The organism is Geomonas sp. (assembly GCF_035254065.1).
GTDB lineage: Bacteria > Desulfobacterota > Desulfuromonadia > Geobacterales > Geobacteraceae > Geomonas.
The window spans coordinates 1-22,122 of the sequence record NZ_DATFBA010000349.1; the positions used below are offsets into that span (position 1 = coordinate 1).

18 protein-coding genes are annotated in these 22,122 nt (G+C 61.1%); 6 read left to right on the top strand and 12 right to left on the bottom strand.

Annotated elements, in window-relative coordinates; genetic code table 11:
- Positions 1 to 910, bottom strand: a 910-nt coding sequence (locus tag VJ604_RS16255) for a glutamate-5-semialdehyde dehydrogenase (RefSeq protein ID WP_324084350.1), incomplete at its 3' end; no start/stop codon positions are given.
- 237 nt (positions 911 to 1,147) lie between these two features.
- The gene (gene proB / locus VJ604_RS16260; protein WP_324084406.1) at positions 1,148 to 2,269 is read right to left on the bottom strand and encodes a glutamate 5-kinase; all 1,122 of its coding nucleotides are present in this window, start codon (positions 2,267 to 2,269) and stop codon (positions 1,148 to 1,150) included.
- Positions 2,270 to 2,422: 153 nt separating this feature from the next.
- Here proB and VJ604_RS16265 point away from each other — a divergent pair, with 153 nt between their 5' ends.
- Positions 2,423 to 2,926 carry a DUF2062 domain-containing protein gene (locus VJ604_RS16265; RefSeq protein WP_324084352.1) on the top strand — a complete coding sequence of 168 codons (504 nt, stop codon included), beginning with the start codon at positions 2,423 to 2,425 and terminating at the stop codon, positions 2,924 to 2,926.
- A gap of 211 nt (positions 2,927 to 3,137) precedes the next feature.
- On the opposite strand, the gene VJ604_RS16270 is transcribed toward VJ604_RS16265, so the two are convergent.
- Complete coding sequence (locus VJ604_RS16270) at positions 3,138 to 4,139, bottom strand: inorganic phosphate transporter (protein ID WP_324084354.1); 1,002 nt, start codon at positions 4,137 to 4,139, stop codon at positions 3,138 to 3,140.
- The gene (locus VJ604_RS16275) at positions 4,132 to 4,749 is read right to left on the bottom strand and encodes a DUF47 domain-containing protein (RefSeq protein WP_324084356.1); all 618 of its coding nucleotides are present in this window, start codon (positions 4,747 to 4,749) and stop codon (positions 4,132 to 4,134) included. The genes VJ604_RS16270 and VJ604_RS16275 overlap by 8 nt, the downstream gene beginning before the upstream one ends.
- Before the next feature lie 177 nt (positions 4,750 to 4,926).
- On the opposite strand from VJ604_RS16275, the gene uppP reads away from it, so the two are divergent.
- The 4 genes from uppP (at position 4,927) to VJ604_RS16295 (ending at position 8,692) form a co-directional block, all read left to right on the top strand.
- On the top strand, positions 4,927 to 5,733 hold the full coding sequence (uppP, locus tag VJ604_RS16280; protein ID WP_324084358.1) for an undecaprenyl-diphosphatase UppP: 807 nt from the start codon (positions 4,927 to 4,929) through the stop codon (positions 5,731 to 5,733).
- Between the two features lie 262 nt (positions 5,734 to 5,995).
- Positions 5,996 to 6,688 carry a RadC family protein gene (radC, locus tag VJ604_RS16285; RefSeq protein ID WP_324084359.1) on the top strand — a complete coding sequence of 231 codons (693 nt, stop codon included), beginning with the start codon at positions 5,996 to 5,998 and terminating at the stop codon, positions 6,686 to 6,688.
- 38 nt (positions 6,689 to 6,726) lie between these two features.
- A complete protein-coding gene (locus VJ604_RS16290) occupies positions 6,727 to 7,191 on the top strand; it encodes a hypothetical protein (protein ID WP_324084362.1) in 465 nt (154 codons plus the stop codon).
- A gap of 151 nt (positions 7,192 to 7,342) precedes the next feature.
- Positions 7,343 to 8,692: a dihydrolipoyl dehydrogenase family protein gene (locus tag VJ604_RS16295; RefSeq protein WP_324084364.1), complete on the top strand. Its 1,350-nt coding sequence runs from the start codon at positions 7,343 to 7,345 to the stop codon at positions 8,690 to 8,692.
- A gap of 398 nt (positions 8,693 to 9,090) precedes the next feature.
- Here VJ604_RS16295 and VJ604_RS16300 read toward each other — a convergent pair whose 3' ends face one another.
- Together VJ604_RS16300 and VJ604_RS16305 are read right to left on the bottom strand one after the other, a co-directional pair.
- Entirely contained in the window at positions 9,091 to 9,762 is a 672-nt protein-coding gene (locus VJ604_RS16300) for a DUF1318 domain-containing protein (protein WP_324084366.1), read from the bottom strand.
- A 379-nt stretch (positions 9,763 to 10,141) separates the two neighbouring features.
- Positions 10,142 to 13,768: a DUF748 domain-containing protein gene (locus VJ604_RS16305; protein ID WP_324084367.1), complete on the bottom strand. Its 3,627-nt coding sequence runs from the start codon at positions 13,766 to 13,768 to the stop codon at positions 10,142 to 10,144.
- A 388-nt stretch (positions 13,769 to 14,156) separates the two neighbouring features.
- Between VJ604_RS16305 and VJ604_RS16310 the strand changes: the two genes are divergently transcribed.
- Positions 14,157 to 14,594 (top strand): bacteriohemerythrin, encoded by a 438-nt coding sequence (locus VJ604_RS16310; protein WP_324084369.1) that lies wholly within the window; start codon positions 14,157 to 14,159, stop codon positions 14,592 to 14,594.
- A gap of 47 nt (positions 14,595 to 14,641) precedes the next feature.
- Here the strand turns inward: VJ604_RS16310 and VJ604_RS16315 are convergent, their stop codons facing one another.
- From VJ604_RS16315 to VJ604_RS16340, 6 genes are all read right to left on the bottom strand, one after another.
- Complete coding sequence (locus VJ604_RS16315; RefSeq protein WP_324084371.1) at positions 14,642 to 15,130, bottom strand: YcxB family protein; 489 nt, start codon at positions 15,128 to 15,130, stop codon at positions 14,642 to 14,644.
- Between the two features lie 38 nt (positions 15,131 to 15,168).
- Positions 15,169 to 15,819 carry an ATP-binding response regulator gene (locus VJ604_RS16320; protein ID WP_324084373.1) on the bottom strand — a complete coding sequence of 217 codons (651 nt, stop codon included), beginning with the start codon at positions 15,817 to 15,819 and terminating at the stop codon, positions 15,169 to 15,171.
- A gap of 175 nt (positions 15,820 to 15,994) precedes the next feature.
- Positions 15,995 to 16,705, bottom strand: a complete 711-nt coding sequence (locus tag VJ604_RS19410; protein ID WP_324084375.1) for a tetratricopeptide repeat protein — start codon at positions 16,703 to 16,705, stop codon at positions 15,995 to 15,997.
- 74 nt (positions 16,706 to 16,779) lie between these two features.
- Positions 16,780 to 19,311: an SPFH domain-containing protein gene (locus VJ604_RS16330; RefSeq protein ID WP_324084376.1), complete on the bottom strand. Its 2,532-nt coding sequence runs from the start codon at positions 19,309 to 19,311 to the stop codon at positions 16,780 to 16,782.
- Between the two features lie 339 nt (positions 19,312 to 19,650).
- Entirely contained in the window at positions 19,651 to 20,079 is a 429-nt protein-coding gene (locus VJ604_RS16335) for a hypothetical protein (RefSeq protein ID WP_324084377.1), read from the bottom strand.
- Positions 20,080 to 20,450: 371 nt separating this feature from the next.
- Positions 20,451 to 21,908 (bottom strand): glyceraldehyde-3-phosphate dehydrogenase, encoded by a 1,458-nt coding sequence (locus VJ604_RS16340; protein ID WP_324084379.1) that lies wholly within the window; start codon positions 21,906 to 21,908, stop codon positions 20,451 to 20,453.
- Between the last annotated feature and the right edge of the window lie 214 nt (positions 21,909 to 22,122).

The following is a 22,122-nucleotide window of genomic DNA, read 5'->3' on the forward strand; positions in this document are numbered from 1 at the left end:
CAATGGCTTCGGGCGCGAACTGGCGGAAGCATGCGTCGCCGCGCAGCTCCACCTTAAGGGTACTGAGGGCCTCGGCAATACGCGGCACGAAGGTCTCCGCCACGTCCTTGTGGATCAGGAGGGTCTCCAGGGCGTTGCACACCCCGGGGCGCTGGGTCTTGGCGTTGACGATGATCCGTTCCGCCATCTCGTAGTCGGCCGAACAGTCGACGAACACGTGGCAGACCCCCTTGTAGTGCTTGATGACCGGGATCTTGGACTTCTCCACCACCATCCGGATCAGGCTCTCGCCGCCGCGCGGGATGATGACGTCGATGAACTCCTCCTGCTTGAGCATCTCCTCCACCCCCTCGCGCTCCACGAACGGGATCAGGGAAAGGGCCGCCTCCGGGATGTCGCGCTTGGCGAGCTCCTCCTTCAGAAACCTCGCAATCGCGACGTTGGAGTAGATCGCCTCGGAGCCGCCGCGCAGCACCACCGCGTTGCCACTTTTCAGGCAGAGGGCGGCCGCGTCGGAGGTGACGTTGGGGCGGGATTCGTAGATGATGCCGATGACCCCCAGCGGGATGCGCATCTTGCCGACCATCAGCTCGTTGGGGCGCTTCCACATGCCGGTCACCTCACCTACCGGGTCCGGCAGTTGGGCGACCTCGCGGATGGCGGCCGCCATCCCCTTGATGCGCGCCTCGTTCAGCATCAGGCGGTCCAGCATCGCGGAGGAGAGGCCCCGTTTCTCACCGGCGGCCAGGTCCTTCTTGTTTTCCTCTATGATATGCGGCGCATTGTTGATGAGCGCCATCGCCATGTCCATCAGCAGGTCGTTCTTCACGCTGGAAGAGAGCTTGGCCATGGCAAAGGAAGCCTTCCTCGCCTCGGCTGCTATAGTACGGATCTTCTCGGCAACACTCATTGTAGATACCTCCACACCTTTAATGCTGAACAAACAGACCGGATGCCGCGTATTCAAACAGCGATGATCTTCCGTTATCACGTCCCCCCCTTGATAAAGGGGGGACAGGGGGGATTTGCCTTGGCATTTAACAATGCTATCAGCCAATTGCCAATTCTGACTACAAACCCTACAAGCAATCCCCCTAAATCCCCCTTTATCAAGGGGGACTTAAGAGCTAAACAGCATCTTCTACGGCTACAACAGTACCAGATTGTCTCTATGAATGACATCGTCCCCGTAGCGGAAGCCGAGGATCTTCTCGATGTCGCTGCTCTTGTGCCCGCTGATCTGGGCGATCTCCTGGCTGGAATAGTCGACGATGCCGCGGGCGAACTCCACCCCCTCCGGATCGAGCACCCGCACGCAGGCGCCGCGTGCGAAACGCCCGTCCACCTTGGCAATCCCGGAGGGGAGCAGGCTCTTGCCATGCTTCGCCAGCACCTCGCGTGCCCCGGCGTCCACCTGGATGCTGCCGGCGGGCCTCAGGGTGTAGGCGATCCAGTGCTTGCGCCGGTTGAGGGATTCTCCCGAGGGAAGGAACAGGGTGCCGACAGTATCGCCCGCCATGATCCGCCCGAGATTCCCCTTCACCTTGCCGGCGAAGACGATGGCGGCCACCCCCGACTTGACCACCTTCTTGGCCGCGGCCAGCTTGGTGGCCATGCCGCCGGTCCCCACGCTGGTACCGCTGCTGCCGGCGCCGCGCTCCATGTCCCGGGTGATGGTCTTCACCTGGTTGATCAGGGTGGCGCTGGGGTCCTTGCGCGGGTCCGCGGTGTAGAGCCCGTCGATGTCGGTCATGATCAAGAGCAGCTGGGCCTCGGCCAGGTTGGTGACCAGCGCGGAGAGGTTGTCATTGTCGCCGAACTTCAGCTCGTCGACCACCACCGTGTCGTTCTCGTTGATGACCGGAATGATGCCGCAGGCGAGCAGGGTGTCCAAGGTGCCGCGCGCATTCTGGAAGCGGCGCCGGTTGGCGAGGTCGTCCCTGGTCAACAGGATCTGGGCCACCTTCAGGTTGAAACGGGAGAAGGCCTCCTCGTAGGCGCGCATCAGCCTGGACTGCCCGACCGCGGCAGCGGCCTGCTTCTGGGGGAGGGTCTTGGGCCGGTCGGAAAGTCCCAGCGCCTGCCGTCCCGCAGCCACCGCGCCCGAAGAGACCACCACCACCTCGATCCGCTTGGCGCGCAGCGCCGCGATCTCCTCGGCCAGCCCCTCCAGGAAGGAGGGGTCGATGTCGTTGCCGCCGCCGGTCAAGACGCCGGAGCCGATCTTGACCACGATCCTCTTAGTTTTTCTCAGCAGTTCCTTGCGCATCGCCCTGCTCTGCATCCATCATGAAGATTTTTAAAGATGGGAATCTTAGCACGTTTCAAAACCCTTAGCAAACCACTTCGCGTAAGAGCTGCCTTAAATGAATTGACAAAGTCCGAGGGGGACTTTAGACTGAGCCATCTTCGAGGTGACTATTTGCTGAACAAAGCGCTCTGGAAAAAACGAATCTACGCCATCCTCTCGCTTGACAGCCATCCCGCTCACATAGCCGCCGGTTTCGCCGTCGGGGTATTCATAAGCTTCACCCCCTTCTTCGGTCTCCACACCCCCATCGCCATCGCTGCCGCCTTCATCTTCAGGCTGAACAAGCTGACCTGCGTGACCGGGGCCTGGGTCAACACCCCCATTACCGTGGTCCCGGCACTCACCGTGAGCTACAAGCTGGGGAGGTTCCTGCGGGGCCGGCCGGTGAACGAGCTGCCGCTGCAGACCCTCAAGGCGCTGGAGGGAGGCGGAGACTGGCACAACCTGGAGAAGTACGCGAAGTCCCTCCTGCTCGGCTCTTCCATCATCGGCTTCTTCGCCGCCATCATCGCCTATTTCGTCTGCTACTACCTGGTCCTCAAATTCCGCGCCAGCGACAGCACCCAGGCCGAACTGGCCCGAGAGATGGAAGAGGTCGGCGAGGAGCTGGAATAGGTCACAAGCTCAAAGCCTGGCCACAGAGGGGGCTCGGAGGACACAGAGGAAACCCTTATTTCGAGGGTAGAAAGAAAGATCCAAGTTTTTCCTCTGAGTCCTCCGTGGAACCTCTGTGTCCTCTGTGGTCGGCTTTTAAGTCTTTGAAATACAAAAAGCGCCGGCAGCGTTCATTCCGCTCCCGGCGCTTTTGCGTATGTGGCTTCTTTTCCTACTTGCCGAGGAACGGCGTCAGCACGCTATAGCCCAGGAACCCCATGAAGGCGGAGGCTGGGATGGTGATCACCCAGGCCATCACGATCCGGTAGGCGACGCCCCAGTTGACTGCGGACATCCTCTTGGAGAGGCCGACCCCCAGGATGGCCGAGGTGATCACGTGGGTGGTACTGGTGGGAAGACCCATGGCCGACGCCCCCAGGATGACACCCGCGGAGGCGGTCTCCACGCAGAAGCCGTGCACCGGCTGCAGCTTGACGAAGTCGTGCCCGACCGTCTTGATGATCCTCCAGCCGCCGGCCGCGGTGCCGAGCGCCATGGCGACGGCGCAGCCGACCTTCACCCAGGTGGGAACCTCGAAGGTGGCCAGGGTCCCGTAGCTGACCAGCGCCATTGTGATGACGCCCATCGATTTCTGGGCGTCGGCGGTGCCGTGGGAGAAGGCCATGACGGCAGCGGACAGGATCTGCAGCTTGCGGAATCCCTTGTTCAGCCCGTAGGGGGCCTTGTTCCTGAAGATCCACATGAGCGCCACCATGAACAGAAACCCGAAGAAGGCGCCCACGATCGGGGAGACCAGCAGCACGGTGATGATCTTCTTAAGTCCTGCCCAGTGCAGCGCCCCGACACCGGCATGGGCGATCACCGAGCCGACCAGGCCGCCGATGATGGCATGCGAGGAGGAGGAAGGGAGACCGTAATACCAGGTGATCAGGTTCCAGATGATGGCCCCCAGCACCCCGGCCAGTACCACCATCTGGGTGACGATGTTGGGATCGACGATCCCCTTGCCGATGGTGCCGGCCACCTTGGTGGAGATCATGGCCCCGACGAAGTTCAGGCCGGCAGCCATGAGGATGGCGGCCTTCACCGAAAGGGCGCGGGTCGAGACGCAGGTGGCGATGGCGTTGGCCGTGTCGTGGAAACCGTTGATGTAATCGAACAGCAGCGCCGAGACGATCACGGCGACCAGCAGAACGAGTGTCGTCTCAGGCATTTTTTACCACCACGCTTTCCAGGATGTTGGCGGCGTCCTCGCACTTGTCGGTGGCGGTCTCCAGCGTCTCGTAGATCTCTTTCCACTTGATGAGCTGGATCGGGTCCTTCTCCTCGTCGAACAGCCGGCTGATCGCCTCGCGGCAGACGCGGTCCGCTTCATTTTCCAGGGCGTTCACCTCGATGCAGTAAGCGCTGATCGGCTCCAGCTTGCCACCCAGGACGGCCACCGTCTTGTCGATGGTCTGGCAGGCCTTGAGGATCAGGAAGCCAAGTTCCTTGGACTCCGCGGTCGGCTTCTCCACGTTGTACATCACCATCCGGGCCGCGGAGGCGTCGATCAGGTCGAGGATGTCGTCCAGGGCGGAGGAGAGCGCGTAGATGTCCTCGCGGTCGAAGGGGGTCACGAAGCTCTTGTTCAGCTTCTTGATGATATCGTGGGTGATGGTGTCACCCTTATGCTCGATCTCTTTGATCTTGCGCTGGCTGGCAAGCGGGTCGTTGAAATTGTCCAGCATGTCCTTGAGGAGCTCCGCCCCCACCACGATGTTGTGCGACATCTCTCTGAACATGGCGAAAAATTTCTCGTCTTTCGGAATCAACCCAAACATGTAAACCCTCCAAAATGGTAGCGACCATTGCCGCCCGGTTACAAAACTGTAAAGCTATAACACAACCGCAACAAACATTACAGCATGAAATGTCTCATGAGAGTGCTACTTTGCCTTGATTTCACTCGATATTTCGCTTATGTTGCGTATACTTTTCCGTCAGCAGGAGTTTTTCTCATGAATCCGATACACGCAGCGGTGCTGGGCGCCGTCCAGGGACTGACCGAAGTGCTCCCCATCAGCAGCTCGGCTCACCTGATCCTGATCCCCAAGTTCCTCAAGTGGCCGGAGTCCGGTCTCACCTTCGACGTCGCCCTCCACCTCGGCACCTTTATTGCCTTGGCGCTCTACTTCTGGCGCGACATCCTGGAATTGACCGGCAACTTCTTCAGCGCGCTGCACGGCGGCATCAACACCCCGGCCAAGCGGATGCCGTTCTACATCATCGCCGCCACCATCCCGGCCGCCTTGGTGGGGAAGACGCTGGAGGGGCCGATCGAGGAGACCTTCCGTAACAGCCCCGCCACCATCGCCATGTTCCTGATCACCTTCGGCCTGGTGCTCGCCTTCGCCGACACCGCCGGGGCCAAGAGGTGGCGGATGGACCGGATCACCCTGAAGATCGCGCTGCTGATCGGCCTCGCCCAGTGCCTCGCCCTGATCCCCGGGGTCTCCCGTTCCGGGATCACCATCACCGCCGCCCTGTTGCTCGGCTTCCACCGGGAGGCCGCCGCCCGCTTCTCCTTCCTGATCTCGCTCCCCATCGTGGCCGGCGCCGCCATCCTGAAGGTTGGGCACCTGGCGAAGAGCGGCATCCCCGCAGGCGAGGGAGTCCCGCTGGCAATCGGCATCGTCACCTCCGCCGTGGTCGGCTTTCTGAGCGTCGCCTTCCTGCTGAAACTGGTGCAGCGCGATTCCCTCTATCCCTTCGTCTGGTACCGCCTGGTCGCCGGCAGCGGCGCCCTCGCCCTCCTCTTCTTGTAAGCTCCCGCACATGCTTTCTGGATTGGCCGTTCACCCTGAGCCTGTCGAAGGGCCACCTCCTGACTCCATCCCCTCTCTGCCGCCCCACCCTCGCCCTCCGGGAGAGGGGCAATTGGCCTGCCCAGCCCCCCTACGTCCCCTCCCCTTCAAGGGGAGGGACAGGGTGAGGATGGGTTGCGTGAGGCTCGCACTGTAGCAATCTCATCCTCCTGCGGTATCCTTAAGCATCGCTTTTCGGCCCAAATCGTTCGGGAGGTGCTGCATGAGCGGCGGAATCAAGAACTGGCCCAAAGGTGAACGCCCCCGGGAGAAGCTGCTGCAGCACGGCTGTTCCTCCCTGACAGACGCCGAACTGCTGGCGCTTATCATCGGCAGCGGCGACGCGGCGAGCAGCCGAAGTGCCATCGACCTCGGCCGCGAACTGCTGATCGAGTTCAAGACCTTGCGCTCCCTCGCTGATGCATCCTGCCGGGAACTGCAGCGGGTCAAAGGGGTGGGCCCCGCCAAAGCGACCTGCATCAAGGCCGCACTCGACCTGGCCAGGCGCGTCAGGGAGGGGGAGAGGCCGCTGGAATCGCTGACCCGCTTCACCTCGGCCTCCGAGGTGTTCGAGCACCTCGACTGCGAGTTCAGGGACGTCCAGAAGGAATACTTCATGGCGCTGCTCCTGGACGGAAAGAACCGGATCATCAAGCGCGCCCGCATCTCCGAAGGCTCCCTCAACCAGAGCATCGTCCACCCGCGCGAGGTCTTCAACGTCGCGGTCAGGGCATCAGCCGCCGCCATGATCCTGCTGCACAACCATCCCACTGGGGACCCTGCTCCCAGCCCCGAAGATCTGGAGGTGACCCGCAGGCTGCGGGAGGCGGGCGACCTGATGGGGATCAAGGTAATCGATCATATCATCATCGGGGAAGGCAGGTTCTACAGCTTCGCGGAGCGGGGCCACCTCTAGCCTTCCAGCAAGGGAATACAACCAAAAAGGAGAGCCGCATGCGTAAAAGCCTCATCCCGCACGGCGGGAAGCATGTAGAGGAGGGCTGGCTCGACCTGGAAGAGCTTGCCCAGGTGGAGATAACGTCGGAGGACCATACGCATCCCATCGAGTCCGCGTTGAGGAGCGACGGGGGACTCGGCTGGCGGGCGGCGGGGCCGGGGCCCCAGATAATCCGGCTTCTATTCGACCAGCCGCTCCGGATCCGGCAGATTCACCTCGTTATGGAAGAGAACGAGCACCCTCGTACCCAGGAGTTCGTGCTGCGCTGGTCGGGCAACCGGGGCAAGAGCTACCGGGAGTGCGTCCGCCAGCAGTTTAACTTCAGCCCGCCGGGAACCATCAAGGAAGAAGAGGATTACACCGTCGACCTCGCCGAGGTCACCGCTTTGGAGCTGGAGATCAAGCCGGACATCGGCGGCGGCAACGCCCGCGCCTCCCTGGTCCGCCTGCGGCTCGCCTAACACGAAGAGCTCCTATCCTTTTATCTGAAGAACACACTAGTGATGGCGTCCCCCCGGCGTCCCCTCCCCTTCAAGGGGAGGGACAGGAGCTTGCCCGCCGTAGCCTGTAGGCGAAGGCGGGTGAGGATGGGGTTCAATTCAGGAGGGAGAAATGCAACACAAGTTCGACGTCTTGGTGATCGGCTCCGGCACCGCCGGCTACACCCTGGCCCTCGCCTGCCGGAAGGCGGGACTCAAGGTCGCGGTGGTCGATGACAAGCCGTTTGGAGGGACCTGCGGCGCGCGCGGCTGCGAACCCGAGAAGTTCCTGGTAGTCGCGGCGGAACTCGTCCAGCTCAGCCAGCAGATGTCGGAAACGGGCATCCACCCATCGGCCCAGTTGGACTGGCCGGCCCTGGTCCGCTCGGTTTCGGCCTTCACCACCGGCGTCCCGGACCGTGCGGAGCGGGGACTGGAATCGGCCGGAGTCAATTTGTTTTTAGGGAGTGCCAGCTTCGTGTCACGGGAGGTGGTCTCCGTGGGGGGTGGCACCACGGTGCGCGCCAACGCCATCGTGATAGCCACCGGAGCCAAGACCGCCGATCTCGACTTCCCCGGTGCCGACCTGGCCATCACTGCCCAGGACTTCATGGAGCTTCCCGTGGTGCCGCGGCGGGTACTGTTCATCGGGGGAGGCTGCCTCGCCATGGCCCTGGCCCCGGTGGCCCGGGGGGCAGGTGCCGCGGTTACCATTCTCAACCGCGGCGAGCGCATCCTGAAGAAGTTCGACGCCGACCTCGCCAAGCGGTTGGCCAACGCGTCGAAGGATGCCGGCATGAACATCGTGACCGGCATCACCGCCAGCATGGCGGAAAAGTATGGCGGAGCCTTCCTGACTTACGGCAAGGCGGGCTGCGCGGAGTCGTTTCCATCCGACCTCATCGTCAACACCTCCGGCAGAGTGGCCTCCCTGGAAAAGCTGAACCTGCGGGCGGGGGAGGTGACCGCGAGCGGCAAGGGAGTCACCGTCAACGAATTCCTGCAAAGCGTCAGCAATCCGCGGGTCTGGGCGATCGGCGACGCCTGCGACTCGCCGTACCGCCTCACCTCGGTTGCCCACATGGAGGGGGATGTGGCAGCGGAGAACATAATCAACGGTAACGTCAGGCGCCCCGATTACAGCTGCGTCCCCTGCGTGGTCTCAAGTTTCCCTCCCATAGCCCAAGTTGGGATGACTGAACAGCAGGCTGCCGAAGCGGGGATCCGCTGCAAGCTGAACCGGGGAGCCATGGAGTCCTGGCCCTCCTCCCGCCGGATCGGCCAAAAGCACGGCTATTACAAGGTGCTGATCGAGCAGGAAAGCCGCAAGATCGTTGGCGCCCACATCCTCGGCCACAACGCAGGCGAAACGATCAACATCTTTGCCATGGCCGTCAAGTTCGGCCTCACCACCCGTGACCTTCTCGACGTCCTGTGGGCCTATCCCACCGACGTCTCCGACATAAAGGAAATGATCGCCTGAGGACAAAAAAAAGCGCCAAGACGAAAGGAGAACTCCATCGAGGCGCAAAGAGTGATTTTTTGTTGAGGTCGCTTCGGTTGCCTGAGCGACAACATGTACTATACAAAACGGGTGCCAAGCTGCCCTGGCCTCCAACTGCCCTTCAAGTTGCGGCTTTCACTACGTTTTTCCCAAAAGGCCTTAAGGCCCCCGCGGCTCAGGGTGTTGCAACTTTTGAACAGAGACAAACTTTCGACACGGGAAGAAGAGATAAAATCGCTCCCCCGGCACATTGCAGACCTTGACCACCCCAGTTCAGACCTTGCACACCCCTGCACGCTTCGGCTCCCGGTCCGCCAGATAACTCCTTCACGGGCCTTCTTGCTCCCGATCTTGTTCTTAATCCAGATTTGCCTTCCTTATTTCTGCACCCATTTCCCGTTGGGGAGCTGTATCCACCATCCCGGCTGGGCCTCTTCCTGCCTGGTCTCGGCGAAGGTGGCCGCCGCCTTCGGCATCACCTGGTTGAGCGCCGCCTTGCTTTCCTTCTGCTTGCCCAGCTTCAGGATGGCCTTGGCCATGCCGGCGACCACCGTTTTACGGCTCTGGTTTTCTGCCGTCACCAGACTCTCGTCCTGGGGAGAGAGCTTCGTCTTGTCACGCACGCTGACCAGCCCCTGGTTGGTGAGGCCCACCCCTCCGGAGGTGAAGAGCTGCTGGATTCTGGGCAGTCGCTGCCTCATGTCGGTGTAGGCTTTGAGGACCTCCGGCATGCTGGACATCTCGATGGCAAGGGCATCCGCCTCGTTGTCGGCGGCAAAAGCCGGGGTGACCAGGGCGAGTGAAGGGAGGTGATCCAACAGCCGGCTCTGCGGCTTGGCCTGTTCCTTTTGCTCAGCCGGCGGAGCGGGAGCAGCCGGGATGGCGGCACCGGGCGACTTCGGCCCAGGTTTCAGGAGCATCTCATCCAGCGACTTGTAGGCATCCTTGGCGGCCTTTTCCGGGAAATAAACGTTGACGGTGATCACGGCACAAGCGGCCAGCAGGAAGCAACTGAGAGCCAGCAACCATTTCATAAGCATCTTTCTCATCGGTATCCTCCAGACCTGCGTATTTTTGTCCTCTCTTTTATCTCTCTCGAATACTCTCTCCACCCTGCCGAGCTGCGACGCTCCGACAGTCCCCTCTCCCGGAGGGGGAGGGTTAGCGAGGGGGAACGCTGCTTCACAGTATGTGGCGGCATTCACCTTGTAACGGAGTGCCCCGTATTGGTTCTAACCAAATATAGCATGTACGCTTCACATTGGAACATTGCACAGATCGCTCTCATGACCCCGCTGCCAGCGCTCCCTCTCCTTCCGGGAGGGGGCTGGGGTGATGGAAGCCTCATATCTCCGTGGACACTTCCCTCACCCTAACCGTCTCGAACCAGCATCTACCTGTGTTGCCCCTAACATTATCGCCAGAGGATCACTCACCCCACTTGAACTCCGGTGCGGGGGCCTCTGTTCCTGGCGCCTCGCCCGGCGCCTCTGCCGGCGGCGCCGGCTCAGAAGGTGATGCCGGTGACGCCGGAGCCTCCGGTGCCGGGGCCGGGCCTTTGGATGCCTTCGGCTTGCCACGCACCGCCGCCTCCTTGATGGTGTCCAGCAGGTGATTGAAGGCGATCCTGTTCTGGTCGGTGGCGACCGAGACGCTCAAGTCGCGCACGCCGATGAAGTTGGTGTGCTCGATGACCAGCTTGTCGAAGGTGAGGTATCCTTCCTGCAGCTCCGCCTTTATCTCGGCCTGGTCATAGGGACGGTTGGAGCTGAAGAAGAATCCGGCAAGTTTCTGCTTGGCCAACCGCTGCAGGAACTCCTTGCTCACCTCCATCTTCTCCCCTCGCTTTTCCCTGGCCCACAGCTCCATGAAGCCGGTCATGTCTGCCACACCGCCCCCGTGCCCGCTCAGGCTGACCACACCGTCCACCCGGCCCGAGATGTAGCCGGCGATATTGGGGAACACGCTGCAGAGCGTCTTCAGACTGAGGTTGTGGATCAGCAGATCGCCCCGGTAGACGACTTTGTCGCCGATCAACACGTATCCTTTCCCCAGCACCTCGCCCTGGAAGAGGGTAGTTTTGAGCGAGCTGAGCCGGGTAACCCCGTTGACGGCGGTGAGTTGCGTAGTCAAGGTGCCGAACTCCACCGGTCCAAAGGCTATCTTCCTGATGGAGAAGTTTTCCCCGCCGGTACCCTTCCGCAGCTGGCCAAGCAGGGATCGGAAGTTGTCCCGGCTGAAGCTCATCGCCTGCTCAGGGGCCCCCCCCTTGCGCGAGAGGTCCAGGGAAACCGGTATGTTGCCGTTGATGTCGGCCATCACCAGCTTCTGTGCCGGGACCGAGAGCTGCCCCCCCTGCACCGCGATGGTCCCCTCCAGCAGCTGTCTTCCATCTTTCAGGGTCAGCTTCCCTTGGGCGCCAATGGTCCCGTCCAAAGTCGCTGCCTGCAGGAGGCGCGGCAGGACGTTCACCAGCGGGTCGACGACGCTGTTCACGTCGGCTACCGGGAGGTTGAAGCTGAGAACGCCGGAGCGCCGGTCGGTGAAGGGCTGCGCGATATCCCCCTGCAACCGGAGCGAGACCTTGGGAGCAAGGGAGACGACACCTTCATGGACCGAGAGTTTTTCCCTCGCCACCTCGCCCGACAGGGAGAGTCCGGCGCCCGCTACCAGCCTCTTACCTCCTGCGCCGGAGATGCCGACCCCGCTCCCCTTCCCCTCGAACCGGCAGGCGAAGCCGTCACGGGCGGAATAACCACCGGCGAGGTGCAGATCCAGTCGCCCCTCCGTCGGCTTGACGGCATCGGCTTTGGGGATGAAGGGCGATCCTGCCGCCACGTCGGCACCCGCCACCCTGGCATCGAAGGTGGTACCCGCGGCGGGCGCAAAGGGGTTCAAGGAAGCCGTCCCGGACAGCTTCCCCCCCAGCAGGTCCCCGCCTAACTCGGTCTTGGCGCCATATTTGGAAAAAACCGCGTGGAGCACCGGCGCCCCCAGCCGCTTCCCCTGCAGGAGCAGGGAACCGGAAGAGAGGTCCCCCCTCCCGTCCAGCCACCTCTGTCCGCCGTCGTCATGGTAGTTACCGCGGATGACTCCCGTGAGATCAGTTACCGTCACCTGCCGCTGTTTTACCGTGGCGCCCGTCACCTCGACCGCCAGAGGGAAGCCGCCCGCCTTCGCTGAGGGGTGCCCGGAGGGGAGGCGAGCGGCGAGGCGGGAGACGGCGATCTCCAGGCCCGCCGCGTTGGCCTGGACCTTTTCCAACTGCAGGAGGTCATCAGCGACCTTGAAGGCCAACTTGGCGTCTCCCCCCTTGCCATCCACCAGCAGCTGCCCAAGCTGGGCATCGCCCTGGGCAGCCAGTTTCTCTCCCCTCCGCTCTCCGGAGGCCGCCACAGCTCCGCTTTTCACCGAGAGGGACTTCTTCCCCAGGCTGCCGCGGAAATCGGCCACCTGCAGCTTTGCCGTGCCGCTCAGCTCCCGGGCGCCCTTCCCGGCGACATCCAGAGTGAGGGAGCCGGTACCCGAGGAGGCCTGCAGTCCGAAACGCTTGAACTGTCCGTTCAGCGCCGAAAGCTGAAGGGTGGGGATCTTCACGGAAGCGGCGAGAGGGGCGCGGCTCGAGGCGGCGTAACTCAGGTTCCCGGTCATGGGGATGCCCATCATCTTGGCGGAAAAGGCCGTGACCTCCGCCGCCAGCGGCTTCAGCCTGGGGGACAGGGTGGCGGACAGGGGGAGATCCAGCTTCTCCAGCAGGGCCTTCGGTTGAGCGGTCGAAACCGACAGCCTCCCTTTACTGGCAATGGCCGACTGGTTCCGGGAGAATCCCAAGGTCCCCGACAGTCCTGCCACCACAAGCTGGCCCTTCCTGGTAAGGGTGCCGTCCTGAAGCTCGATGACGCCAGTGGCGCTTCTCATCCCCTGGGCCGCGCTCCCCTCGACCTGCAGCCGGTCACAGCGAAGCCTGCCTCCCACCAGCGAGCCCTTCCGGACTTGATCCGGCAACAGGACGTTCAGCGTGCCAAGGTCGAAATCCTCCATGCCGAGGAGGAGGGAAAACTCACGCCGGCTTTTGAGAGCGGTCGCCTTTCCCTCCGCGTGGAGCCGGGCCAGCTTTTCCACGGCCAAGGTCGACCTCCGCAGCTGTGCGCTGTCGCTCTTGGGATCGTAGTCGGCCGCGAAATGGAGGCTCCCGGCCACCGGGTAGGGGACCTTGCCGGGAAGAGTGACGCCGCGAAAGGTGACATCGCCGCTTACGCTCACCTCTCCCTTGTGGAGACTGAGGTACATGCTGAGCGCGCCGGTGCCGCCTTGGAACCTGTCGGGGTCCTTGAACTTCAGGAAGGCTACCGTCTGCTTGAGCGAGAGGGAAGGGGCCGTCACCGTGAGATCCACGGCGGCATCGGCGCCGGCGCGGGCCTTTCCCTTCACCTGGAAGAGGTTGCCGGCCGGGTCCTGGAAGGTGAGAGCAAGCTTGGAGTCGAGCGAGCCCTTGGTGGTCAGGTTGTAGATCTGCAGCGAGAGCCCCTGCACCCCCTCGCCCTGCAGCTTTATCGCCCCATCCCTGATGACCAGCTGCTCGACCACCGTTTCCTTGGGAGAAGGCTTGCGGGACGCCAGCAGGCGCTGCAGGTCGCTGTAATTCCAGCTCCCCCTGGCGTTCTTGTCGAGATTGACGGTGACGCCCGAGAGGAGTATTCGCTCGAACCGCTGCCTGCCGCGCAGTAGATCGAACCAGGCGGGCGCGACGGCAACCGACTCCGCCGTCACCAGCGGCCGTGCAGGAAATCCGGCGGGACTTTGCAGCCGGACCCCCTTGAGGACGACGCTGCCATCGGAGAGTTGGAGCTTGTCGACGGTGAAATCCTGGTGGAGGTAGGAGGTGACCAGCTTGGACAGCAGGGGAGCGGGTAGCCCGCTAGCGAGGTAAATCCTGATACAGATCGCGAGGAGCAGCAATACGCCGAGACAGACGGCGACGACGGTCAGGCCGATGCGGATCGGCCTTCTCGGCCCCGCCGTACTCCGTCCATTTGTCTGTCCCGGTTCCGTCATCGCCGCCTTCTTCCCACCTATCAGGCGCCACCGGGGCACCCGTGGTATCGACAACTTCACGTTAATTTTATCAGGAGGAAGCGCCATCCCGCCAGGGTAGGGATCATACCCCGTGTGAAAGAAGGAATCAATGAAAGTTGACTGGTGAAGAGACGGGAGCGCAGGAGGAAAAATCCTGGCCTCCAAGCTGCCAAGCGACTTCGCCCCCCGCGGCGGAGCCATTATACAAATTGTGGAACAAATGTGCAGGAAATGTGCAAGAAAGTGGTTGAGACGCGAGGCGAGCTATGGTTTAATTAACCCTTCCAGCCAGTCATCCGTTGCCAAACTGCCGGTATTTCGGCTTTTTGCTACAGGACTTGGCTGGTGGGCAGGGCAGGAGGCCGGGATGCCGGTATTCGAGTGGAACATCAACTATCTGATCGGGATCAAGGAGGTCGACCAGCATCATCAACACCTGGTCAGCCTGCTGAACGATTCGTACGCCGAATGCAAGAAGGGGATGTCGGCGGAAAAGATGACGGCATTGATCGAGGAGTTGATCGACTACGCCGATTACCACTTCTCCTATGAGGAGGGCCTGATGGAAGAGGCGTCCTATCCCGATCTCCCCATGCACAGGAGGGAACACGAACTGTTCGCCAAGCAGGTGAGGGAATTCCAGAAAGGCCACCAGGAGAACAAGGTTCCCCCCATCTCCGTGCTCTCCTTCATAAGCAACTGGGTCACCCACCACATCCAGCAAACCGACGTCAGGTTCGGCGTCTACATGGATTCCCGCAACATAAGAAGAAGTTCCACCCCGCCCCCCACCAGCAAATCCTGATCAACGCTCTCCCGCCCCTTTTCTCTGTCGAGGCTTCGGCTGCTCCTTTATACAGGATTACCGACTTTGGACCTCAACACTCGACGCAATTCCTCAACGTCAAACCCCGCACCGGCAATCCTCTTCGGTACGATATAGAATAGCTTCGGCGCGATGTATGCCAGCAGGTACTCGTGGTTTTCCCGCCATTTCAAAAGAGATTGCCACTGGGCGAGATTTTCGCCGGTTTTTGTGGCAACCCAGAATCCTTCCGGCTTGATGTCGATCAACAAGCCGCCGTGCATTGCCTTGTAATTGCGGTATGCCTTCCTGGCTTGCCACGGAGTTATCACATGGAGGGCGCCATAGTAACCGAAGATGCCGCATAATAAGCCGCAAAGTCCGGTCGGCCTCAGGTGGAGGGGGTCCAGGACTGCGACAGCAAGAAGAACTGCAGCCGCCACCAGCAGCCAAGTCGATTGCTTCCGGCTTGCGCGCCCCGCGAGTACTGCCGCATTTACGTAATCAGATTCAGTAATGGTAAATTCAGTAGCCATTGCTCTTATCCTTCCCTCCGTTATCGGTCATGCGCTGTTCAGATCCTGTGCACGTCTATCATCTCTTCCCCCATCACGTACTCCGTCTTGGCGTCGCGGGAGGCGTCAGCGAGGCGGGCCACTATATGCCGGATCTTGTCGAATTCAACTTTCATCTCCGACAGATGTGCCCGCGCATTCTCGTTTCCGTCGCCCAGCTCCTTGAGCACCAGGTGCAGCTGCCACAGGATGGCGGTCAGGGGGTTGTTGAACTCATGGCTGATGGCCACCGCCATCTCCCGCAACAGCTTGAGCCTCTCGAGCTCTATCGCCAACCGCTTCTCCCTTCTCGAGGCCAGATGGAGAGAGACGCGCGCCACCAGTTCCTCAGGGTAAAAAGGCTTCACGATGTAGTCATCGGCCCCCGCCTCGAACCCCTTTACTTTTTCCTCTCCCGTGTCACAGCCGGTGAGGAAGATGACCGGTATCTCCTTGGTTCTGGCGTCTTCCTTTAACTTGCGACAGATATCGTAGCCGTTCATGCCGGGGAGATTGATATCCAGCAAAATCAGGTCTGGAGCGGTCGCCAAGGCGACAAAAATCGCCGATGCGCCGTCCTCTTCCACGGTGATCTCATACGCCGATCCCAGGATGTCGACTATCTGCGCCTGCGAAACCTTGCTGTCCTCTACCGCGAGGATCTTTTTCATAGTAGTGTCAACCACCGCCACTCTCCTGCCCTGCCTTCCAGGTCTTGCCATCACGCTTCAAGAACGCCCTGACGACCTCTCCAAATCTGTTTGCAGTATCGGGATTCTTATCACCCTGCGGCTTCGTCAGATTCCCTTATCCGCTATATCGGCTGTTTCACAGCTCTTTAGCTTCTCACTTCGGCTCAGCTGCTTTTTCCTCGAGAGCTTTCAAATACGTCGCACTTTCTTTTGCACCAAGTGATCGGGCTTTTTCAAGTTTTTTCCACGCTTCAGTGTACTTGCCTTCTCTGAAATTGGACTGTGACCAGCGAAGCCAGGAATCAGAGTACTTGGGATCGAGGCGAGTGCTCTCCAGAAAATTCTGGTCGGCGACAGCAAAAAAACGGGCCCGCTCATCACGGCGATCTTTAGGAATGCTGTCGCCCTTGTACGAATAGATCGTTCCTACATCGGCAAGCAAGGCTACTTTCTGGTAACTGTCATCGCACAGGCTCTTTGCCTTTTCCAGATATCCGATGGCGTCGTCGAGCTTGTCCTGTTCGGCTACGATCCGGGCAAAGCCCCAATACGGTTGATAGTTGTTCGGGTTTAGCAGCCATGACTGGTTGTACCGTCGCATGGCATAGTCCAGGTTACCTTCACGCATGAACTTTTCTGCCTGAGTGTACCATGCCTTGCTTGCAGCCTCGCGACTGCCGAAACCACTTGTGGCTTGTTGAATGAACTCTTCGTCGGCTTTTTTAAGAAAGTCTGGACGTTCGACGGCGGGCTGGCCGTACATCGGTATGTTGTCAATCCTTGTTCCAGGGTTTTTCGCACAACCAGCCGAAAAAATCATCAGACAAATCAGAAAACCTGCAAAGCCATGAATGGTCTTTTCCATTTTCCTCTCCGGACTTAGTTCAATGCCTGGGTGCCGGTCAAGCCACGCCTTCGGCTCAACCGGCACCCATACCGTTACAGCGTGGCCGGTGGACCGCTTTCTCCACGCTTGTGGCTCTCGCCCTGATGCTGGACCAGGGAACGGAGATCTACGCCGGGAAGCAGGCGGCTCAACTGCCCCATCAGGCCGTCCGCAGCGCTTCCGCCGCCGGTCACCAGCACGTCCGGGACGATCTTGATGGCGCCCTGCTCGATGGCCTGGGAGATCAGCTCGACGATCTTGATCTGCTTGATCGCCTCCTCGCCGATCGCCTCCTGCTGCTTCTCGTACGCCTGGGCGGTAGCCTCGCCGATGGCGGCGATCTTGGCTGCCTCGCCTTCGCCGATCGCCTTCAGCCGCTTCCCTTCGCCGCTTCCCTCCAGGGCTTTGGCCTCGGCGCTCCCCTCGGCCAGCGTGATCATCTCGGTCTTCTTCTGGGTGGCGACCTTCACGGCGATCTCGGAGGCGACCAGGGTCGGCTGCTGGTCCGCGGTGGCGCGCATCTTCTCCATCTCGGTGCGCTCCGCCTGGGAGCGCTGCTCCATCTTGAACATCTCCTGCTGCTGCTCGGCGATGATCCTCTTGGTCTGGGTCTGCATCAGCTCCTCGGGAAGACGGATCTGGCAGATCAGCACGGAGACGCATTCGACATGGTAGCGCTCCAGGTCGGCCCGGGCCCGAAGCTCGGCCTTGGCCTGCTCCTCCGACCGGCTCTGCAGGAAGTTCATCGCCGAAGCGGTCGATGCCTGGTTGCGGAAGGAGGAGTCTATCATCGGGTGGATGACGTGCTGTATCAGGTTGTCGATGGAGCCGACCTTGGCGACCATGTAGGGCGCCTGGTCGGGACGGACCCTGATGACCACCTTCACCGAGACCTGGATGGGGAAGCCGTCCTTGGAGATGACGGTCAGCTGGTCGAACCGGGTATCCTCCTGGTCGTCCCAGTCGATGGTGATGTTGGTGGTGTCGATGATGTAGGCCATGAAGGCGCGCCGGTTGAGGTAGTAACGGCCGGGGCCGGCCACCTCCTCCTGGATGCCGCGGAACCCCTTGGGCACCACGTAGCGCTCCTTCCCTTCCTCCTCGGAGGGGTCGTGCTGGGAGGCCCCCAGCCGCTTCTTCATCTCCTCGGTCGGGTCCTCACCGACGTTGGAGACGATGACCCCGACCTGGCCGCGCTCGACCACCGCCACGTTGTCGATCTCCACCGCGAACATGAGGGGGTTGATGTAGTAGGTGCCGGGGCGCAGCACGTCGAGCTGCGGTCCGCGCTGGCCGTTCTTGGAGAGGAAGGCGGAGCCGTCCTGGTAGTCGTTATGCCCGGTGATGGGCGCAGCCACGTACTCGCGCTCGGGGAGCGGCCGGCCGTCCAGGGCGGTGACCAGGCCGATCTTGTTGGCCTCCACCACCACCGCCGGGGCTACCTGGATCGAGAAGAGGTTCAGGTTGATGCGGTAGGTACCGGGGAGGAGCACGTCGATCTGGGGCCCCTTCTGACCGCCGTTCTTCAGGAATTCCTCCCCGTTTTCGTAGTTGGAATGCCCCGGCACGCTCTGCGCCAGAAGACGTCCCATCGGGATCGGCGCACCGTCCTGGGCGGTCACCACCCCGACCTCACCCTTGTTGATGACCACCGCAGCGGCCTTGGTCACCCGGAAGAGGTTCGGATGGATACGGTAGACGCCCGGCGGGAGGATCTCGGTCTGCGGCCCCTTCTGCCCGCCGCTGGAAATGAAGTCCTGTCCGGACTGGAAGGAGTTGTGGCCCGGTACGACGCTGGCGAAGATACGGCCGGCGGGAATGGCGGAACCGTCCGACGACTCAACCAGCCCGATCTCCCCCTCGCCCACCTTGGTGGCCTGGCTCTTGGTGACCTTGAAGAGGTAGGGGTTGATGCGGTAGTTCCCCGGCGGGATGATCTCGATCTGCGGCCCCTTCTGCCCGCCGTTGTTGATGAACTCCTCGCCGTTCTGGTAGGAGGAGTGCCCTCCCACCGCGTGCGCGTAGATCCTTCCCTCGGGAATAGGGGCGCCATCCACCGACTCGACGATGCCGATCTCGTTGTCCATGATCTCGGTGACCTTCCCCTTGGTGAGCTTGAACAGGTAGGGGTTGATCCGGTACTTGCCCGGAGGAAGCACCTCGATCTGGGGACCCTTCTGTCCGCCGTTGCGGATGAAGGCCTCGCCGTCCTGGTAGGAGTTGTGGCCGGTGGCGACCGCCGCGAAGATGCGGCCGGAGGGGATGGCCGAGCCGTCGACCGATTCGATGAGCCCGATCTCGTCATCCAGGATCTCGGTAAAGACGCTCTTGGTGGCTTTATAGATGAAGGGGATCAGAAAGTGGAGGCCCGGGCCAAGCGTGCGGGCCTGGATGCCGACCTCGTTGCCGAGGGCGACCACCCTACCCTGCGGCATCTTATTGCCGAACCAGCGGCGCTCGATGAGGGCGATCTCGTTGCCGCTGACCACGACGATCGAGTTATACAAAAGAACGATGAGAAGAACGAGGGCGATAACATAGTAGTAGTGGTGGGCAATCCAACCAAGCAGCGATACTGCATCCATCTTCTCTTCCTCCGTGTGTGACAAGCATTGAAAGGTCCAGTTACACCAAAATCAACGGCCTGCACCCGTTTGCTTTGACGACGGGTTCAGGCAAGCTTTTCCTCCTGTAAAATGAAGTAGATAGTGAGCGTCCCAGGGCGCATATTCGTTCATCGACAGTGGAAAATCAAGTCAATTTAATGTCAAGATTTGTCGTCTTGTTGGCAGGAGTGAGTTTGGGGCTTTGACTGAAAGATGGGAAAAAAGGGAATTCCTGCTGCTGGTGGGAAAACGGGATTCACCCTCCGACGAAATATTCAACGCTGACAACATCCTCGAGATGCTTTACAAGGATCCGTTTCACTCCACCCTACTGCTCTCTCTGACCAAATCACGCCCTTTCACGGTGAGATTCAAACGGCAATGGCAGTAGGAGATAAGGTCAAGCTTGGAAAGAGCCCGAAAAACATTCGCAGCAGACTGCGGGTTTCGAACGGCAGCGCTTGCCCCCCGAAGGTCCTGTTGAGCAAGTTTGCACAGTACGGCCGCGGCGTCGTTAAGTTCCGATTCCGTTAGCCCGCGCCAAAGCCAGCGGCTGCCGAAAATCCCTCCGTAGGATTCCAGGATCAGGTTAGCAGCGGCACTGGCAAATCCGAGGCTGATATGCGCCCGGTCAATGTCGTCACGAATGGTAAAGGGATCATCAATGAGAATCGGGCCACCGGTCCATCCCAGATAGTAATTGTCTCCGGGCTCGTAGGCTTTACCGAAACATCCCAACATGGCCATCGCCGAGACCAGGTAGAGTGTCCAAAATAGTGCGGTGTGTGCAGTAGCGAGTTGGGTGAGGTGGGACCGTTACCGGATGCAGGTGAGACGGTATCAGTCGCAGGTGAAACGGTATCAGTCGCAGGTGAAACGGTATCAGTCGCAGGTGAGACGGTGTCAGTCGCAGGTGAGACGGTGTCAGTCGCAGGTGAGACGGTAGCAGTCGCGGGTGAAATGGTATCGGTCGCAGGTGACTGGCGGCGAGGGTGATGGTGGGATCAGAACAGGTCGAGGAAGGTGTTGCGGGAAGTGGACCGGACGTGAAACGAAAAAAGGCGCCCCGACTGTTAGCGGGGCGCCCTTTTTTCTTCAGATGGTATCTGCGGGTTTAGCTAGGCTTTCGGCTCGACCGGCAGGGTCGGGAGCTCGAGGCCGGCCATCTTCTGGACCATGCGAACGACCTGGCAGCTGTAGCCGAACTCGTTGTCGTACCAGACGTACACTACGCAGTGGTTCCCCTGCACAATGGTGGCCAGGGAGTCGACCACGCCTGCATAACGGGAACCCACGATGTCGCTGGAAACGATGTCGGGGGAGTTGGTGTAGTCGATCTGGTTCTGCAGCGGGGAGTCGAGCGACATCCCGCGCAGATAGCCGTTCAGGGCCTGCACGTCGGTCTTCTCGGACAGCTGCAGGTTGAGGATGGCCAGCGACACGTTGGGGGTCGGGACGCGGATGGCGTTGCCGGTCAGCTTGCCGGTAAGTTCCGGAAGCACCTTGGCGACGGCCTTGGCGGCGCCGGTCTCGGTGATGACCATGTTGAGGGCGGCGGCGCGCCCGCGGCGGTCAGCCTTGTGGTAGTTGTCGATCAGGTTCTGGTCGTTGGTGTAGGAGTGGCAGGTCTCCACGTGACCGGAGACGATCCCGAAGCGGTCGCTGATTGCCTTGAGCACCGGGACGATGGCGTTGGTGGTGCAGCTTGCGGCGGAGAACAGCTTCTCGTCCTGGGAGATCAGCTCGTTGTTGACGCCGAAGACCACGTTGGGGATGTCGCCTTTGCCGGGGGCGGTGAGCAGCACCTGGGAGATCCCTTTGGCCTGCAGGTGGCGGCCAAGGCCCGGACGGTCGCGCCACTTGCCGGTGTTGTCGATCAGGATGGCGTTGCGGATGCCGTACTGGGTGTAGTCGACGTTCTCGGGGGCATCGGCGTAGATGATGCGGATCATGTTGCCGTTGGCGATGATCGCGTTCTCTTCTTCGTCGATGGTGATGATGCCGTTGAAGGGGCCGTGCACGGAGTCGCGGCGCAGCAGGCTCGCCCTCTTCACCAGGTCGTCGTCGCTACCCTTTCTTACAACGGCGGCGCGCAGCCTGAGTTTCTCGCCGGACCCAGCCTTCTCGACCAGGATGCGTGCGAGCAGACGACCGATGCGGCCGAAACCGTACAGCACGATGTCCTGCGGCTCGTCCAGCAGCGGGGTGCGGCCGGTGTTGACCGAGGTGAGCTCCTGGCGGACGAAGTCGTCGATCCCCAGTTTGCCTTTCTGCGCCTGGAAGCGGACGGCCAGCCTGCCCAGGTCGATGCGGGCGGGAGCCAGATCCAGCTTGCCGATGGCCTCCAGGATCGGGAAGGTCTCGAGCACGGTCAGTTCCGAGTCGAGGATCAGGCGGGCGAAGCGGTGCGCCTTGAGGATGTCGATAGTCGCGATGTTGACGAGCGGGCGGCCGTACACGGTGGTGACGATGTTGTTGTCGCGGTACAGGTGGCCGATGATGGGGAGCATGCGCTCCGCGATCTCTTCATGGCCCTGCCATTCCTTCAAATACGTTTCCTGTTTCTCAATCTTCATATTCCATCCCTTCACAGAAAATATCGCCGACACCTCAAAGGCTTCATTCGGCGCGCTTGCCATTGTCAAAGAAAGCGGCGGCGGTTTCTCTTCGTCAGTGGCGGTACTACTTCCCTGCGCCCTTGACAGCAAACTGCCGTAGCTATACAAAAAAGGCGTGTCATAGTACTGCATCAGGGGCTCCAGACAAAGAAGAAAAATCCTTAGACGGGGC